A 17,935-nucleotide genomic window follows, 5' to 3' on the forward strand; every position below is an offset into this window, starting at 1 on the left:
TGGGCGCTGCGCAACGGCGCCATTCCCGCCGGCCGGATCATTTCCAATGCCGGGGCCCAGGCCTACAAGCCGGCGACCTCCACCATCAACTGCACCGTCTCAGGCACCATCGGCGACTCGATGGAAGACATTCTGCACAAAAACCTCGAGGCCGGCCTGACCCTGAAAGCCGGTTGCGGCATCGGTTACGAGTTCTCCACCCTGCGTCCCAAAGGCGCCTACGTGGCCGGCGCCGGCGCCAACACCTCCGGGCCGCTGTCGTTTATGGATATCTACGACAAGATGTGCTTCACCATTTCCTCGGCCGGTGGCCGGCGCGGTGCCCAGATGGCCACCTTTGATGTGCACCATCCGGACGTCAGCGAGTACATCCGGGCCAAGCGCGAGGCCGGGCGTCTGCGCCAGTTCAACCTGTCGCTGCTGATTACCGATGACTTTGTGCAGGCGGTCAAAGCCGATGCCACCTGGCCGCTGAGTTTCCCCATCACCGAGAATGACCTCAAGCGCGAGGGCCTGGACGGTGATGACCCCGAACAGGTGGTCTGGCGGCGCCTCGATCATGTATCCGACAAATACCTGCGGAACGACGACGGTGAAATCGCCTGCAAGGTCTACAAGAAAGTCCCGGCGCGGCAACTGTGGAACCAGATCATGCGTTCCACCTACGACTTCGCTGAGCCCGGCTTTATCCTGATCGATCGGGTCAACCAGTGGAACAACAACTGGTTCTGTGAAGACATTCGCGCGACCAATCCCTGCGTTACCGCCGATACCTGGGTTCAAACCGCGGAGGGGCCGCGCCAGGTCGGTGAACTGGTGGGGCGCCCATTTACCGCCCGGGTGGACGGCACCCACTACGCGTCCGGCGAAGAAGGCTTCTTCGTCACCGGCGATAAACCGGTGTTCGAACTGTCCACGCGCGAAGGTTATACCGTGAAACTGACCGGTGACCACAAAGTGCGCAAGGTCGCTTCCAAAAGCCGCTGGTCGGAAACGCTTGATTGGGTGCCCGCTGAGCAACTGGAGCCGGGCGATCAGATCGTCCTGCACAACCACCGGGCGATTCCGGACTGGTCCGGCGAGGGTAGCCGGGAAGAGGGCTACCTGATGGGCTTGCTGGTGGGCGACGGTACGCTGAAAAGCGACAAAGCCGTTCTGTCGGTGTGGCCGGGACAACAGGCAGTGGGTGATTCTCCCCAGGCACACCCGGTCATGGTCGAGGCGCTGCGCTGCGCCCGCACTCTGCCGCACCGGGCGGATTTCCGGGGTTGGATGGAAATGCCCGGCCGGGGCGAATACCGTCTGGCCACGGGCGCCATCAAACAGCTGGCCGAAGACCTGGGCATGACGCCCGGCAATAAAGTGATTACCCCCGCGTTGGAAACACGCTCCAGCGAATTCTATCGCGGCTTCCTGCGCGGTTTTTTCGATGCCGATGGTTCGGTGCAGGGCTCTCAGCAGAAGGGCGTCAGCGTGCGTCTGGCTCAGTCCGACCTGCCTAGATTGAAAGCCGTTCAGCGCATGCTGTTGCGCCTCGGCATTGCGGCTCGCCTTTACCAGAATCGTCGCCCGGCCCAGCACCGTGCGCTACCGGATGGCCGGGGTGGCCAGCAAGCGTATGCCACCGTCGCCCAACACGAGTTGGTCATCAGTGGCGATAATCTGCCGACCTTTAAGGAACGGGTGGGCTTTTCCGACATCGACAAAATGACCCGCCTGAAAAATGCCCTGGGTAGCTACAAGCGCACCCTGAACCGCGAGCGGTTTATGGTGACGGTGGAAGGGTTGACCCCCGTGGGAACCGAAACCGTTTACGACGTGCAGGTTCCAGGCATCAACGCCTTCGATGCCAATGGGCTCTACGTGCACAACTGCGGTGAGCAGCCTCTGCCCCCCTATGGAAGTTGTCTGCTCGGCTCCGTGAATCTGACCCAGTGCGTGAAGCATCCCTTTACCGAACAGGCGGAATTCGATTGGGAAAAATTCCGCAAGCTGGTCTCCATCTTTACCCGCATGCTGGATAACGTGGTGGAGATCAATGGGCTGGCACTGGCGCAGCAGCGCAATGAGATCGAACGAAAGCGCCGCCACGGGATGGGCTTTCTGGGGTTGGGCTCGGCCCTGACCATGCTCACGATCCCCTATGGCAGTCCCGCGTCCATCGCCTTTACCGAACAGGTGAGCAAAGAGCTGGCGCTGGCCGGCTGGCGCGAGTCGTTGAACCTGGCCAAAGAAAAAGGCCCGGCGCCCATCATGGCGGAAACCTTTGAGGTCACGCCCATCATGTTGGCCAAGCAACCCGAGTTGGCCAGAGAGTACAAGGTGGGCGATCAGGTGCCCGGTAAAGTGCTCTGGGCAAAGTACAGCCGCTATATGCAGCAGGTGGCCGAGGAAGATCCGGCACTGGTGGCGGCGCTGGCGGATACCGGTGGCCGCTTTACCCACCACTCCTCCATTGCGCCCACGGGCACCATTTCCCTGTCCCTGGCGAATAACGCCAGTAATGGCATTGAGCCCAGTTTTGCACACCACTACGCGCGCAATGTGATCCGCAGTGGCAAGAAAACCAAGGAGAAAGTGGATGTGTTCTCCTACGAACTGCTGCGCTATCGCCAGTTGGTCGAGCCCAAAGCCAAGCCTTACCCGCAGCCGGGGGAGAGCGGTCTGCCGGAGTACTTTGTGGTGTCCGACCAGATCACCCCGGAGCAGCATGTGGATGTGCAGGCCGCGGCGCAGAAATGGATTGACTCCTCCATTTCCAAAACCATCAACGTGCCCACAGAAATCGCCTACGACCGGTTCAAGGACATTTACCTGTACGCCTGGCGCCAGGGCCTCAAGGGCTGCACCACCTTCCGCTTCAACCCGGAAGCCTTCCAGGGTGTGTTGGTGAAAGAGCAGGATCTGGAAAACACCACCTATGTGTTTGAGCTGGAGGACGGTCAAAAGCTCGAACTGAAGGGCAACGAAGAGGTGGAGTACGACGGCGAAATGCACACCGCCGCCAACCTGTACGAGGCCTTGAAAGAAGGTTATTACGGCAAGTTTTAATTGGAGCAGTCTGTATGAACGCCAAAGTTATTGACAAAAAAATCACCGGCTTCTCCATCAAAAAGCCGGAGCCCGAGAAAGAGCCGGACATCGAGCGCATGCACGAGAAGTTCGAGCGCCCGGAAACCCTCGAAGGCAGCACTTACAAAATCAAGACACCGCTGTCCGACCACGCCCTGTATATCACTATCAACGATGTGGTGCTGAACCCGGGCACCGACCACGAAGTGCGCCGCCCCTTCGAGATTTTCATCAACTCGAAGAACCTGGAGCATTTTCAGTGGGTGGTGGCGCTGACCCGCGTCATCTCCGCGGTGTTCCGCAAGGGTGGTGATGTGACCTTCCTGGTGGAAGAGCTGAAAGCGGTGTTTGACCCGCAGGGCGGCTACTTCAAATCCGGCGGCCGCTTTATGCCCTCGCTGGTAGCGGAAATCGGCGACGCCATCGAAACCCACATGAAGCGCATCGGCCTGATCCAGGATGAAGCACTTTCTGAAGCGCAGCGGGAGGTGCTCAAGGAGAAGCAGGTGGAGTACGAGCAGAAGCATCACATCGAGCATGGCAGTGATGAGTTTCCGCCGACCGCAACCTTGTGTCTGAAGTGCCATACCAAAGCGGTGATCATCATGGATGGTTGCAAAACCTGCCTCAATTGCGGCGCGTCCAAGTGCGGCTGAGCCTCGACTGAGGCTCAGTTGATTTACGTCAAGGCGGATGTGTGCAGTCAGCGTAAAGTAACTTCACACGTTGTCAGCTTTGGAATTTACTATGGACGACACACAGAAACCGCTGGTTTACGCCTGCTCGGGCCGCTCGAACGTGGCCCAGTTGGCGAACGATATTGCCGTGGTGATGGACCGGGAAGGCCACGCTGAAATGTCCTGCATTGCGGGCGTGGGTGGCGATGTACCGAGTCTGGTCAAGGTCGCCAAATCCGGCCGGGATATCTGCGCCATCGACGGCTGCGCCCTGGCCTGCGTCAAGCACTCCCTGGCCCGCCACGGCGTAACGCCCAAGTGGCATATTGAGCTTACCCGCAAGGGCATCAAAAAGCGGAATCACGAAGGGTGCTCCATTCAGGAGCATTACGATGTGTTGCGCAGTGTGTATAGCGAGTTGGGGATTATTGCGACGGGGGAGTAGCGTATAGCAATGGTAACGGCGGATGCGCGCTTTGCGCTTATCCGCCCTACACCACTTCCTGAGTTACGCGTAGGGCGGATAAGCGAAGCGCATCCGCCGCAACCCAAGCCGATTCTTCTACCGAACCAAATGCCCCACAAAATTACAAGGCCCCTGCCGAGCATCCAACTGCGGCTGCAACAACTTCGTCCACCCTGTGCGGCAGGCCCCGGTCGACCCGGGCAGACAGGCAATCAAGGTATGGTTCGCCAACCCCGCCAATGCTCGAGACTGAATGGTCGACGTACCAATCTCCCCCCAGGAAATCTGCCGGAACATCTCCCCAAACCCTTCCACTTCTTTATCAAACAACGGCTTCATCGCCTCGGGGGTCGAATCCCGGTCGGTAAACCCGGTGCCACCGGTGATCAGGACCACATGCACCTTGGCATCGGCGATCCAGGCAGAGACCTGGGCGCGAATCTGATAGATATCGTCTTTCAGCAATGCGCGGTCAGCGAGGGTGTGGCCCTCTTCCTGCAGAGCGTCCACCAGGTACTGACCCGAGGTGTCGTTCTCAAAGGTGCGGGTATCGGAAACGGTCAGAACCGCAATGTTCAGGGGTTTCATTTCCGATGGTAAGGCGTGTGCCATTAACAGCTACTCCGTAACAATCTATTGAATCAGGTAAAAGTTTAACCGCCGATCATCGCCAGCTGCCGGGTCGAGCCGGGGTTCTGCTCGTGCAGGTGATGGCTGAAATCTTTGCCCTTGATGGCTTCCCGCAAAAACGCCATCACCGGCTCCGGATCATCGGACTGCAACAGGTGGCGCAGGCTCTGGTGCTCATCGACAAACAGGCACAGGAACAGCTGCCCCTGACTGGAGACGCGCAGACGGTTGCAGGTGGCGCAGAAGTCTTTGCTATAGGGCATGATCATGCCGATGCCGCCGGCGTAATCCGGGTGCCAGAATTCCCGGGCGGGGCCGGAGTCCCGGCCGCGCAGTCGCTCCTCCCAACCCTGAGCGCGCATCCGCTCGATCACCCGGTCGCCGCTCAAGTGGTGGCGATCAAAAAACTCGGCGTTGTCCCCGGTCTGCATCAGTTCGATCATGCGCAGGGTGATGGGCCGGTCTTTCACAAAGTCGATAAAGTCATCCAGCGCATCGTCGTTGTAGTGCTTCATCAATACGCTGTTGACCTTGATGTTGGGAATGCCCAGCTCGGCCGCACGTTCCAGCCCCTTGAGAATTTCCTGCAGCTTGTTGTGACCGGTGATCATCTCAAACTTGGCGTGATCCAGGCTGTCGATGCTCACGTTGAGCGCATCCAGGCCTGCCGCGTGCCAGGCATCGATGTCCTTGGTCAGGCGGTAGCCATTGGTGGTCATGGCCACGGTTTCAATACCGGGGGTCTGCTTGCACAGTCGGATGATCTCGGTCAGATCTTTGCGCAGGGAGGGCTCGCCGCCGGTAATGCGCACTTTGCGCATGCCCAAGCGGGCAAAGGCATTCACCAGACGGCGGATTTCGTCGAGGGTCAGGTCCTGAGCGCGGGCATCGGGGCCACAATCGGTCCCGTCCGGCAGGCAGTAGTCGCACCGAAAGTTGCACACTTCGGTAACGGACAGGCGCAAGTAACTGAAGCGCCGATCAAAAGAGTCAGTCAGCATAGAAACACCTTTCCAAGCGCGGGAGGCAGCCCGGTTTCCCGAACGGCCCCGGTTACCTCGGCTCACCCGGTTGGGTGAGAGGGTAACGGCCCATGGACCTTAGCGTTGCCTTAGGTCAATGGGCTCGGTGTGAATGTACGTTCATTGTAGTCCAATTTTAGCCAAAGGTTTATGGCTCCGAGGTATAACCCCGTCTACCTCCTCATGGGTAGTTGGCACTTTTCGGTGGCAGTTTTGAGTCAAATCAACCACTTAGCGTGCGCGTGCCGTTAGTATGCGCGGGTTTTTGCCCGCTGTGATGCCCAATTCCTGAGGATCTTTGCCCAATGTCCCTGTTTGCCCCCGAGCTTCTGTCCCCCGCCGGCAGCCTGCGTGCCATGCGCCTGGCCTTTGCCTACGGTGCCGATGGGGTCTACGCCGGTTTGCCACGCATGAGCCTGCGGGTGCGCAATAACAGCTTTGATCACGAGGCCATGGCCCAGGGCATCAGCGAGGCGCATGCCCTGGGCAAACGCTTTTATGCGGTGACCAACGTGGCGCCACACAACAACAAGGTCCGCACCCTGATCAAGCATCTGGCGCCGGTGGTGGATATGGGGCCAGACGCCCTGATCGTCTCCGACCCCGGCGTCATCTGGCTGGTCCGCCAGCAGTTTCCTGATATGCCCATGCACTTATCGGTCCAGGCCAATACGGTCAACTGGGCCGCGGTCAAGTTCTGGCAGGAGCAGGGCATCGAGCGGATCATCCTGTCCCGGGAACTGGGCATTGAGGAGATCGGTGAAATCCGCGAGCAGGTGCCGGACATGGAGCTGGAAGTCTTTGTACACGGGGCCCTGTGCATGGCCTATTCCGGGCGCTGCATGCTTTCGGGCTACTTCAACCACCGCGACCCCAATCAGGGCGCCTGCACCAACGCCTGCCGCTGGAAGTACGAGGCCAGGCCCGCCCGGGAAAACGAAATCGGGCAGTGGGAGCCCGTGGTGATCGAGGACAAGACCCGCCCCGGTGAGCTGATGCCGATGGATGAAGACGAGCACGGCAGCTATATCCTCAACTCCAAAGACCTGCGTGCCGTGGAGTATGTGGAGCAGCTGACCCGGATGGGCGTGCACTCGCTCAAAATCGAGGGGCGCACCAAGTCGCCTTACTATGTGGCCCGCACCGCCCAGGTCTACCGCCGCGCCATCGGCGATGCCGTCGCCGGGAAAGCCTTTGACCCGAGCCTGCTGTTTGAGCTGGAAGGCCTGGCCAACCGAGGCTACACCGCCGGCCTGCTGGACCGCCACGCCCGCCCCGAAACCCTGCAGAACCTGGAGCGTGCGCACCACAACGGTGCCCAGCAGTGGGTGGCCGAGCCCAAGGCGAGGGTAGGAGAGTGGTATGAAGTCGAAGCCAAAAACGGCTTCTCTGTGGGGGAGCGGTTGTACCTGCTGACGCCCGAAGGCAATCACCCCTTTGAGCTGAGCGCGCTGCAGGATAAAGCCGGCACCCCGATAGAACGCGCCCCGGGCTCGGGCCACCGCGTCCGCCTGCAACTCCCGGTGGATTGCGACCCGGAAACCGCCCTGCTGGTTAAAAACCTGGCGTAGGGCGGATAAGCGCGGAGCGCGCATCCGCCGTTGCCAGATATGAAGTCTTGTCTTAGATAGCGCATTGCGTTCGATCATGGCGGATGCGGCCTCCGGCCTTATCCGCCCTACGCGGCCTCCGAGCTATCCGTAGGGCGGATCGGTCCGACGTTTTGGAGCGCGGAGCGCGCATCCGCCGTCATGAGGTGGCATTGCCGCTGAAGTAGGGCACCCATGTGGTGCCGCTTTAATCAGGTAATAAACCGATCAAAGGGAATGACGGTGACGGGCTCGCCGGCTTCGACTTTGCCTCGTTCGGCTTCGAGCACGGCGTAGGCATTGGCGCCGAGGAAGGAGGTGAGTACACCGGAGCCCTGGGCGCCGTTGCTGTCGATCTGGTTTTCGCCATCGATGCAACGCACGGTCGCGCGTTGGAAGTCCTGTCGGCCCGGGCTTTTCTTGTAGCCGCTGGCGGCCTTGGCAGTCACCTGCAAAGGCGGTTCCGGTGCTTCGCCGGCCATGGTGCGCAGGATGGGTAGCGCCAACTGGTGCAGGGTGACCATGGAGGACACCGGGTTGCCGGGCAGGCCGAAAAATACCGCCTTACCCAGGTGCCCAAAGGCGAAAGGTTTTCCGGGTTTGATGGCCACTTTCCAGAAGCCGATTTCCCCCAGCTCGCCGAGAATGTCTTTGACATAATCCGCATCGCCTACCGACACACCGCCGCTGGAAATGATGGCGTCGGCTTCTGCTCCGGCGCGTTCGAAAGCGGCGCGGATCTGATTCGGCTGGTCGGGAATCAGGCCCAGGTCCAGCACCTCGACGTTCAGGCGTTGAAGAATGGCGATGAGGCCGTAGCGGTTGCTGTCGTAAATGTGGCCATCTTTCAGTGGTTGTCCCGGCGGAGTAAGTTCATCGCCGGTGGACAGCACCGCGACTTTGAGGCGTCGCTTGACCGAGGCCTCGGCCAAGCCCAGGGAAGCGAGCAGGGCAATATCCACGGGACCGAAACGATAACCGGAGGGAAACACTTCCTGGCCTTGTGTGATGTCCTCGCCGGCACGACGAATATTCTCGCCCGTAGCAGGCGCTTTCATCACGCGAACGCTATCGCCGTCGACTTCGGTATTCTCTTGCATGACCACCGCATTGGCACCGGCGGGAATCGTGGCGCCGGTGGTAATGCGTACGCATTGCCCAGCGTTCAGTTCACCGTCGAAGTGATGCCCGGCCAGTGATTGTCCGACCAGCGTCAACACTTGTCCGGCATCTTGGGCGCGCAGAGCGTAGCCATCCATCGCCGAGTTGTCGTAGCCGGGGACATTAAAGCCGGCGTGTACCGGCTCGGCGGTGACCCGGTCGAGCAGCTCGGGCAGGGAAACGGTCTCCGTGTCGGTCACCGCCTGTACCGCCACTTGCATGCGGGCGATGGCGTCCTGAACCGGAATCAGTTGGGGTTCGTCGCAGCAGGCCATCAGTCACTCTTTTCCTGGTTGATCATCCACACGGCGGCTTCCACCCGTGAGCGCAGGCCGAGCTTTTTCAGCAGATGTTTGACGTGCACTTTGACCGTGCCATCGGAAATGTCCAGCTCCCGGGCGATGAGTTTATTGCTCAGCCCCTTGGCGATCAGTTTGAGAATTTCCAGCTCGCGCCCGGTCAGGCTGTCGAGCTTGGCTTCGTTGTTGGGCTGGGGCTTGCGGATGGCGGTGGCCAGGGCCTGGGTCACGGCTTCGCTCATCACCATCTTGCCCTGCAGGGCGCGCTCGATCTGGGTGAGCAGTTCGTCCGGTTCCATATCCTTGAGCAGATAACCGTCGGCGCCCCGGGAGATGGCGGCAATCACATCTTCGTCGGCGTCGGAGACGGTGAGCATCACGATGCGGGAAGTCACTCCCACCCCGCGCAATTTTTCCAGGGTTTCCAGTCCGTCCATGCCCTGCATGTTCAGGTCGAGCAGAATCAGGTCCGGGTCCAGTTCTTCCCCGAGCTTGATGGCTTCGGCGCCGCTGCCGGCCTGCGCGACCAGCTCCAGGTCGTCGGACAGTTCAATCAGTTGCTGCAACCCTTTGCGCAATAAGGGGTGGTCATCCACCAGCATGATGCTGGCCGCGTCGTGGCTCATAAAGATGTCTCCCAAATCAATCAATATCGCCGCATTGTCAGTGGCTTACCTCTTTTTGGCAAGTCGCGGGCGGCCTTAGCGTAAGGATGAAAAAGGCGCAAGCTGTCCAGTGTGGGTAGCCCTTTGGAGGGTGACGCCCGAGTGCCCCTATGTCCAAGGGGGCATTGAGCGCCTTTTGCCCAGCGCCCATAGTAGCGCGATGAGGATTACGATCAACCCTGCGAGCAGTGCGTCCCCTATGCGTGACTTGTCTACCCCGACCAAGGTATCGACCGACACCACCGGTCCGGGGCCCGGTTGGGTGGGCGCGGTATTGGTCTGCGGCTTCGGACTGTGGTTGTTGCCATCGGTCTGGGTGGTGTTGTTGGCGGGCACCCGCACCGATCTGAGCTATTCCGATTTACTGTCCCTGCTGGCGTTGACGGGTTTGTCGGCCAGTTGCCTGCGCTTGACGCTCGGCTTCTGGCTGTTGAGCTACGGCCGCGGCCTGGTGCTCAGCACATTGTTGATTCTGCTGCTGGTGGCGGTGGTGCTGACCTTCATGCTCAGTGGCGCGCCCCTGAGCCGGACCTGGCTGCCGGCACTGTTTCTGTTGGTGGGGCTCGGCGGTGGCGGTCTGGCAGCCCTGGGCGGACCGGCGGAAACCTCAGACGAGGCACAGCGCTACGGCCTGGAAGCGGCCTCGCTGGCGGGGCATCTGGGGGTGGTGCTCAGCTTGTTGGTGGTACCGCTGGTTATTACGGTGCCGCTGCCGGTGGGTGAGCCCCAGTGGCTCAATCTGAGCGTCAGTCACTTTCTGGGGCGCCTGCCTGAAAACACTTCGATCTGGCTGGGCTGGAGCGGTCTGTTCTGGGCTATTTTTGCCCTGATCATTCTCCTGCTCTGGTCCCTGCGTGCGCCTTGGCGACAGTCCCTCGCGGTGAGCGATTGGCGTCGCGGTGTATCCGCGCTGTTCGCCGGCGGACTTCTGGCTGCGTTGGCCGGCTGGTTGACCTTACCTCGTTCGCTCGGTGGCGTCTCGGTCTGGATGCCGGTGGAGCTCACGCTGATGTGTGTGCTGGCCCTGTGCGTGTTGCTGGTTGCGGGGCTCTCCACCGCGCCTCAGCGTCAGCGGTTGATCGGTTTGTTGTCCCACCGGCACCTCTGGTTGATGAGCCTGTTGTGGCTTGCCAGTGTGGGTACATTCCTGGGGCTGACCCTGGTGTTCCCGATCGTGACCTGTCAGCTGTTCGGTGAGACGCAGGGGTATTCCGGAGTATTTCTTTATGCCTGGATGTTTCCCCTGTTGGCCATTCTGGTTCGCCCCTTGGGCGGTTGGGCGGCCGGGCGCTGGGGCGGTGCACGGGTGGCGGCGGTCAGTATGCTCGGGCTGGCGCTGGGCGCGGTGGCCGTATTCTGGAGCTTGCGTGCCCTGACCTTGTCCGAGTTCCCTCTGGACTACCTTATGCCGTATTTGCTCGCGATGGCGCTGCTTTTCGCGGCCTCGGGCATTGGTTACGCCGCCTTGCTGCGCGCACTGCCCCAAGTGTTCCCCCCGACCCGACGACAGCCGGCGCAAATGTGGCTGGTATCGGTAGCGACCCTGGGGATGGTATATATCCCTCTGGCGCTGAATCGAGCCGGCGGAATGGACGGCGTCTATCAGGCATTTCTGGGCTTTGCGCTGTTCTATGGTCTCTGCGCGTTGGCGGCCTGGGCCTTGTACCTGCGGCGCCACGCGTTCATCTATAACCCCTAAGCCGAATTGCTCCTTATGCCAAAGAACTTTCGCCTACCCATTCAGAGGTAGCAGGTGGTGCCTAAACGGCTCAATAGGCACGGGCGCCAATCATTTCTACTATGAGGCAGTACCCCTAAACATTGTCGGGTTTTTATCGGCCCGGTTCTCTGGAGACGCCTCATGCTTGATGCCAGCGCCATCGCCCCCCGCGACCAGCGGCGTGCGCTTTTTCTTTCCACCTTTGCGTTCACCCTGTGCTTTGCCGTCTGGACGATCTTTTCCATCCTCGGTATCCAGATCAAGCAAGAGCTGGGGCTGAGTGATACCCAGCTCGGTTTGTTGATGGCGACCCCGATTTTATCCGGCTCCATCAGCCGCCTGTTCCTCGGTGTACTCACCGATAGGTTCGACGGCCGCTGGGTGTTTGGCCTGTTGATGATCACCACCGGTGTGGCCGTGCTGCTGGTGAGCATGGCGCAGAATTATTATCTGCTGTTGCTGGCCGCGCTCGGTGTGGGGCTGGCCGGCGGCTCGTTTATTGTCGGGGTGGCCTACACCTCGGCCTGGTATCCAGCGGGCAAGCAGGGCACGGCGCTGGGAATTTTCGGTGCCGGTAATGTCGGCTCGGCGATCACCAACTTCGGTGCCCCCTTCCTGTTGCTCGCGCTCGGATGGCAGGTGACGGCTCAGGTGTATGCGGTGGTGATTGCCCTGATGGGGGTGGGCTTTATCCTGTTCGCCAAGGCCGATCCCGGACTGGCGAAACGTCGTGCCAACATCACCTCGCTGAGTCAGCAGTTGGCGCCCCTGGGAGACCTTCGGGTCTGGCGCTTTGCACTCTATTACTTTTTTGTGTTCGGCGCCTTTGTGGCCCTGGCGCTGTGGTTGCCCCACTATCTGATGGAAGTCTACGGGCTGGGTATCGCCGCCGCCGGTATTCTCACCGCGCTCTATACTATTCCCGCCTCGCTGTTCCGGATTCTCGGTGGTTGGATGTCCGATCGCTACGGCGCCCGTCGGGTGATGTACTGGACCCTGACCGCCTCGGTCATCTGCTGCTTTCTGCTCAGCTATCCGCCCACCGAATACCGGGTGCTGGGGGTGGATCGCACCCTGGAGTTCAGCTTTGAACTGACTCTGCCCGCCTTTGTGGTGCTGACCTTCATTCTCGGTTTCTTCATGTCGCTCGGTAAGGCGGCGGTGTTCAAACACATTCCCGTTTACTACCCGACCCACGTTGGGGTTGTGGGTGGTATCGTCGGCATGATCGGTGGCCTGGGTGGCTTCTTTCTGCCGCTGACCTTCGGCATGCTCAACGACGTGATCGGTGTCTGGCAGAGCGCTTTCATGTTGCTGTTTGTGATTTCTGGTGCGGCGCTGGCCTGGATGCACTACGCCATTCGCCTGGCGGAGCGGCACGAGTGGCGTTCCGGACAGGAAGTCACCGACCTGCCGGAATTCTCCACGCCCGATGCTTTTGTGCTGGAGGACTGGCGTCCGGAAGATAAAACCTTCTGGGAAGAGAAAGGCAAAAAAATCGCCCGACGCAATTTGTGGATCTCCATCCCCAACCTGTTTCTCGCCTTTGCGGTCTGGTCCATTTGGTCCATTCTGGTGGTGAAAATGCCCCAGCTCGGTTTCCCCTATACCTCCAATCAGCTGTTCTGGTTGGCGGCCTTGCCGGCGCTGTCCGGGGCGACGCTGCGTATTTTCTACAGCTTTATGGTGCCGATATTTGGCGGCCGCCGCTGGACCGCGATTTCCACCGCCTCGCTGCTGCTGCCCTGTCTGTGGTTGGGTTTTGCCCTTCAGAATACCGATACGTCTTATCTGGTGATGCTGATTCTGGCCTTACTGTGCGGTTTCGGTGGTGGCAACTTCGCTTCCAGCATGGCCAACATCAGCTTCTTCTTCCCGAAAGCGGAGAAGGGCGGCGCCATGGGGTTGAATGCCGGCCTGGGTAATCTCGGGGTATCCGCCATGCAGCTGATTGCGCCGCTGGCGATCGCCGCCAGTGTGCTGGGCCCGTTCGGGGGTGACCCCATGGTGATTCAGTCCGGCGCCTTGGCGGGCGAGAACCTGTGGATTCAGAATGCCGCTCTGCTCTGGGTACCGTTCATTATTGTGGCGGCGATAGCGGCCTGGTTTGGCATGAACGATATTGCTTCGGCGAAATCCTCGTTCAGTGATCAGGCGGTGATTTTCAAACGCAAGCACACCTGGCTGATGTGCTGGTTGTACCTGGGCGCCTTCGGCAGCTTCATCGGCTTTGCCGCGGGTTTCCCGCTGCTGTCCGGCATGCTGTTCAAGGATGTGGACCCGACCAAATACGCGTTTATTGGCCCCTTGCTCGGTGCCCTGGCGCGTCCGGCCGGTGGGGTGATTGCCGACAAATTGGGCGGTGCGCGCGTGACCCTCTGGACTTTCGCGGTGATGATTGCCGGTGTCGTCGGTGTGCTGCAGTTTCTGCCCGGAGAAGACAGTGCCGGTAATTTCTGGGGCTTCTTCGGGATGTTTCTGGTGCTGTTTGTCGCCTCGGGTATTCTCAATGGCTCCACGTTCCGCATGGTGCCGGTGATGTTTATGACCCTACGCCAGCGTGCGCTGGGCGACACCGAACAGGCTCAGGTGGAAGGCAACAGAGAAGCGGCGGCGGTACTCGGTTTCATCTCCGCCATCGCGGCCTACGGCGGTTTCTTTATCCCCAAAGCTTACGGTACCTCATTCGATATGACCGGCGGTGTCGCCGCGGCCCTGACCGGCTTTGTGGTGTTCTACGTGAGCTGTCTGTTCGTAACCTGGTGGTATTACGCCCGACGTGGAGCTGAGGTGCCCTGTTGATGCAATGTCTCCCCTTGTCGTGCAAGGGGAGACATTGTTTTCTAGCTGACCGTCAGGTCCGTGTTTTTGAGGGGAATATCGCGGATACGTTTGCCGGTTGCGGCGAAGATGGCGTTGAGTACCGCCGGAGCGGCCACCGCGATGGTGGGCTCGCCCACGCCGCCCCAGAAGCCGCCGGAGGGCATGGTGATCACTTCCACCTTGGGCATATCCTTGAGCGTCATCACCTTGTAGGTGTTGAAGTTCTCCTGCTCAATGCGCCCGTCTTTCACCGTCGCTTCGCTGTAGAGTAGGGGCGACAAGCCGTACACGAATGAACCGGCGACCTGCGCCTCCACCTGTTGCGGGTTGATGACATGCCCCGGATCGGTGGCGGCCACGATGCGGTGCATCTTGACCTTGCCGTCGGTGACCGACACCTCCGCAGCCGCGGCCACGTAACTGCCAAAACCCTTCACCTGGGCGATGCCCCGATAGATGCCTTCCGGCGGCTTGGTGTCCCAGCCGATGCCTTCGGCGGCGGCTTCGAGCACCGCCAGGTGTTTCGGGTGCTTGGCCATCAGCTTGCGACGAAAGGCCAGTGGATCCTGGCCGGCGGCGTGAGCCAGCTCATCAATAAAACTTTCCAGATACAGGGCATTCTGGTTAAGGTTCACGCCCCGCCAGAAGCCCGGGCGGATATGCGGGTTGTACATGGCGTGGTCCACCAGCAGGTTCGGCACCGAATACCCGAGAGCCATATCGCCCTCGGGGTCCAGCCCCTGGTACACCACCGGATCGCCCTTGTCACTCATCGCCTGGGGCATGGCGTAGGCCATGATCGACTGGCCGGAGATGCGCATATGCAGGGCCTGGACATTGCCTTCATCGTCCATGGCTGCGCGCAGACGACATTGAGTCACCGGGTGGAAACGGCCCTGCAGCATGTCCTCTTCCCGCGTCCACATCAGTTTGATTGGCGTGTCGGGAATCTGTTTGGCGATCAGGGTGGCCTGCCGTATATAGTCTGTGGCCGCGCGGCGGCCAAAGCTGCCGCCGATGCGCATGGTGTGGATTTCGCACACGTCCTGGGGTAACTCCGCCGCTTCGGCCAGGGCTTCCAAGGCCGTTCCCGGCACCTGGGTCGGTCCCCACATCTCGCAGCCGTTCTTGCGCCAGCGCACGGTGGCGGCGAGCGTCTCCATCTGGGCGTGGTTCTGATAGGGATAGCTGTAGTCGGCTTCAATGACCCGCTCGGCCTTGGCCAGCGCGTCTTTGGCATCGCCTGCCTGATTGCCGATAAACGATGTATCCGCGGTCAAACCTTCGCGCAGCTTTTTGGCGATGCTCTCGCTGGACACCTTGGCGTTTTCGCCTTCATCCCACTCGATCGGCAGGGCTTTCAAGGCTTTCTGGGCACGCCAGAAGGTATCGGCCACCACCGCCACGGTTTCATCATCGACGCGCACCACCTGCTTGACGCCGGGCATGTTCTTGACCTTCTCAGCGTCAAAACTCTTCAGCTTACCGCCGTGCACGGGGCAGGCCTTGGGCACCGCCACCAGCATACCGGGCATGGAGAAGTCGGCGCCGTACACCAGGGAGCCGTCGAGCTTGTCCAGGGTGTCCAGCCGCGCCTTGTCCTTACCGGCAATGCGCCAGTCTTTCGGGTCTTTGAGGCGGATGGACTCGGTTTTGGGCGGTTCGATGTCATTGGCCGCCTGGGCCACGGCGCCGAAGGTGGTGGTGCGCCCGCTGGGCTCGTGGGTAATCACCCCCTCGGAAACGGTGCACTCACTGGCGGGCACCTGCCACTGCCGGGCGGCAGCTTCAGTCAGCATCATACGGGCAGCGGCGCCGCCCTGACGCAGATACTCATGGGAGCCACGAATCGCCGTCGAGCCGGCAGTGAATTGACTCCCCCAGACATTGTCGCGCTCGCGGTTCCGGCCCGGCTTGACCAGTTCGAAGTCCACCTTGTCCCAGTCGCATTCCAGATCCTCGGCCACCAACTGCGCCAGGCCGGTCAACGAGCCCTGGCCCATTTCCTGACGGGCGATGCGGATCAGCACCGTCTCATCGGGCTGAACCACCACCCAGGCGTTCACCTCGGGCGACTCGGATTGCGCCAGTGCGGACTGACTGAAGGGCACGGAAAAACCGAATACGAAGGCACCGGCTGCAGCGCCACTACCTTTGAGAAACCCCCGGCGGGACAGGTTGATGCTGCCGTTAGCGGGCGCTTGAGCTTCAGGCTTGTTCATTGGAACCTCCGGCCTTCTGGGTGGACGCCATGCGCTGGGCGGCACGCTTTACGCCCTCCAGCACCCTCGGGTAAGTCCCGCAGCGGCAGATGTTGGTGATCTCGCTCCGGATTTCCTCGTCGGTGGGCTCCGGGTTCTGCGCCAGCAGCGAGGCCGCGGCCATGATCATGCCCGGCTGACAGTAACCACACTGGGCCACATCAATCTCCGCCCAGGCCTCCTGCACCGGGTGAAACTGCTGCACCCCGAGGCCCTCGATGGTGGTGATCTTCTGATTCTCCCGGACCGCGCTGACCGGCAGCACACAGGAGCGCTGCGCCACGTCGTCAATATGGACGGTGCAGGCGCCACAGAGCGCGATACCGCAGCCGTATTTGGTGCCGGTCAGGCCGAGCTGCTCGCGCAGCACCCACAGCAGTGGGGTATCGTCCTCGACGTCGACCTCTTTGGTCTCGCCGTTGATGGTGAGCTTCATGGTATGTCTCCGGGTGCGTGAAACGTGTTAAAAAACTAGGCACAGTATAGGAGACGTTTCACCGTCAGACCATGCGTATACCGAGCCAGTTAGAGCTTGAGTGTACCAATAGGATGGCGAAATAGTGAGATGGGCGCAACTGCATGATTAAATAGCACTTTGCGCGATGAGGGGGGGGCAAATGGACCGCTTATTCTTGTGAAGAGGTATGCTCTCCAGAAGGATTGGGCAAAAGCTGGCTCTGTATGGGCAAAACGCCGAGAGGTTTGAAACCTATAATTTGGTGCTTCGCCGAGTAAAGAGACCAGTAGCTATCGAGATCGTCAATGTGTTTAGGGCGATAGTCGTAAACCTTCAGAACCCTGTGACCAGGCATGTAACGGAAGAGGCTTTACCATGACTCAAGAGACCAGTGAAGCAATAAAAGCCGTCTTGGTGGGGCTCATACTTTTGGCGGCTTTGCTTGGCTTTGCTTCAAACGTATCGAGCGAAGATCTAGAGGTTGGGAGAGAGGTGTTGGGTGATAAAGTGCTGATTGTTTACCTGAGTCGCACGCAAAACACCAAAGCCGTTGCGGATATCATCCAAGAGGCCGTGGGTGGAGATAGTGTCGCGCTGGAGCTCGAAACCCCTTACCCGGAAGACTATGATACGATTGTCGCTCAGGTTGATGAGGAAAATGAAACTGGTTACCTCCCTCCGCTGAAAACCGAGATCGAAAACATCGACGGATACGACACAGTATTTGTGGGATTCCCAACTTGGGATATGCAGATGCCGCCTCCAATGAAGAGCTTTCTGCATGAGAACAATTTGAGTGGTAAGCGAGTTATCCCGTTCAATACCCATGGTGGCTATGGTGTCGGAAGCGGTTTTGAGACGGTGGAGATGCTCTGTTCGGAATCTACTATTCTGGAGGGCTTCTCGGTCAAAGGTGGTCTGGAAAGAGACGGCATCTATCTCTCGATAGAGGGCGAGCGAAAGGATGAGGTTCGATCCAAGGTTCACGACTGGCTGGAACGCATTGAAATTTTGTAGCGCTTAGGGTCACCAACTCTTTCGCACCAAGGGAGACGAAAACGTCTCCCTTGGTGCGATTGATGATGCTTCGGGG

General features: G+C 60.1%; 13 protein-coding genes and 1 riboswitch. Of the genes, 7 read left to right on the forward strand and 6 right to left on the reverse strand.

The annotated features are described in order from the left end of the window. From B3187_RS14910 to B3187_RS14920, 3 genes are all read left to right on the forward strand, one after another. Positions 1–3,051, forward strand: a 3,051-nt coding sequence (locus B3187_RS14910; protein ID WP_286807262.1) for an LAGLIDADG family homing endonuclease, incomplete at its 5' end; no start/stop codon positions are given. Positions 3,052–3,065: 14 nt separating this feature from the next. Then, positions 3,066–3,728 (forward strand): NrdJb, encoded by a 663-nt coding sequence (locus tag B3187_RS14915; RefSeq protein ID WP_024461223.1) that lies wholly within the window; start codon positions 3,066–3,068, stop codon positions 3,726–3,728. Positions 3,729–3,819: 91 nt separating this feature from the next. Further along, positions 3,820–4,194: a putative zinc-binding protein gene (locus tag B3187_RS14920; RefSeq protein WP_286807263.1), complete on the forward strand. Its 375-nt coding sequence runs from the start codon at positions 3,820–3,822 to the stop codon at positions 4,192–4,194. A 117-nt stretch (positions 4,195–4,311) separates the two neighbouring features. On the opposite strand, the gene moaB is transcribed toward B3187_RS14920, so the two are convergent. After that, positions 4,312–4,827, reverse strand: a complete 516-nt coding sequence (moaB, locus tag B3187_RS14925) for a molybdenum cofactor biosynthesis protein B (RefSeq protein ID WP_286807264.1) — start codon at positions 4,825–4,827, stop codon at positions 4,312–4,314. A 41-nt stretch (positions 4,828–4,868) separates the two neighbouring features. Further along, on the reverse strand, positions 4,869–5,846 hold the full coding sequence (gene moaA, locus B3187_RS14930) for a GTP 3',8-cyclase MoaA (protein WP_286807265.1): 978 nt from the start codon (positions 5,844–5,846) through the stop codon (positions 4,869–4,871). Further along, a riboswitch (molybdenum cofactor riboswitch) is annotated at positions 5,836–5,988 on the reverse strand. Its footprint overlaps the gene before it by 11 nt. Positions 5,989–6,172: 184 nt before the next feature. Here moaA and B3187_RS14935 point away from each other — a divergent pair. Beyond that, positions 6,173–7,438: a U32 family peptidase gene (locus tag B3187_RS14935; RefSeq protein WP_349678207.1), complete on the forward strand. Its 1,266-nt coding sequence runs from the start codon at positions 6,173–6,175 to the stop codon at positions 7,436–7,438. A 230-nt stretch (positions 7,439–7,668) separates the two neighbouring features. On the opposite strand, the gene glp is transcribed toward B3187_RS14935, so the two are convergent. Together glp and narL are read right to left on the reverse strand one after the other, a co-directional pair. Further along, complete coding sequence (gene glp, locus B3187_RS14940) at positions 7,669–8,892, reverse strand: gephyrin-like molybdotransferase Glp (RefSeq protein ID WP_286807266.1); 1,224 nt, start codon at positions 8,890–8,892, stop codon at positions 7,669–7,671. Beyond that, positions 8,892–9,542: a two-component system response regulator NarL gene (narL, locus tag B3187_RS14945; RefSeq protein ID WP_024461215.1), complete on the reverse strand. Its 651-nt coding sequence runs from the start codon at positions 9,540–9,542 to the stop codon at positions 8,892–8,894. The genes glp and narL overlap by 1 nt, the downstream gene beginning before the upstream one ends. A gap of 238 nt (positions 9,543–9,780) precedes the next feature. Between narL and B3187_RS14950 the strand changes: the two genes are divergently transcribed. Both B3187_RS14950 and B3187_RS14955 read left to right on the forward strand, forming a co-directional pair. Then, positions 9,781–11,280 carry a hypothetical protein gene (locus tag B3187_RS14950; protein ID WP_286807267.1) on the forward strand — a complete coding sequence of 500 codons (1,500 nt, stop codon included), beginning with the start codon at positions 9,781–9,783 and terminating at the stop codon, positions 11,278–11,280. A gap of 162 nt (positions 11,281–11,442) precedes the next feature. Continuing rightward, positions 11,443–14,103, forward strand: a complete 2,661-nt coding sequence (locus B3187_RS14955) for a nitrate/nitrite transporter (RefSeq protein ID WP_286807268.1) — start codon at positions 11,443–11,445, stop codon at positions 14,101–14,103. Positions 14,104–14,144: 41 nt separating this feature from the next. Here B3187_RS14955 and B3187_RS14960 read toward each other — a convergent pair whose 3' ends face one another. Then, positions 14,145–16,346: a molybdopterin cofactor-binding domain-containing protein gene (locus tag B3187_RS14960; protein ID WP_286807269.1), complete on the reverse strand. Its 2,202-nt coding sequence runs from the start codon at positions 16,344–16,346 to the stop codon at positions 14,145–14,147. Continuing rightward, positions 16,333–16,821 (reverse strand): (2Fe-2S)-binding protein, encoded by a 489-nt coding sequence (locus B3187_RS14965; protein WP_286807270.1) that lies wholly within the window; start codon positions 16,819–16,821, stop codon positions 16,333–16,335. The genes B3187_RS14960 and B3187_RS14965 overlap by 14 nt, the downstream gene beginning before the upstream one ends. Before the next feature lie 396 nt (positions 16,822–17,217). Here B3187_RS14965 and B3187_RS14970 point away from each other — a divergent pair, with 396 nt between their 5' ends. Beyond that, positions 17,218–17,859 carry a flavodoxin gene (locus B3187_RS14970; RefSeq protein ID WP_286807271.1) on the forward strand — a complete coding sequence of 214 codons (642 nt, stop codon included), beginning with the start codon at positions 17,218–17,220 and terminating at the stop codon, positions 17,857–17,859. Positions 17,860–17,935 lie beyond the last annotated feature (76 nt).

Source organism: Marinimicrobium sp. UBA4209 (genome assembly GCF_002381585.1).
Taxonomy (GTDB): Bacteria; Pseudomonadota; Gammaproteobacteria; order Pseudomonadales; family Cellvibrionaceae; genus Marinimicrobium; species Marinimicrobium koreense.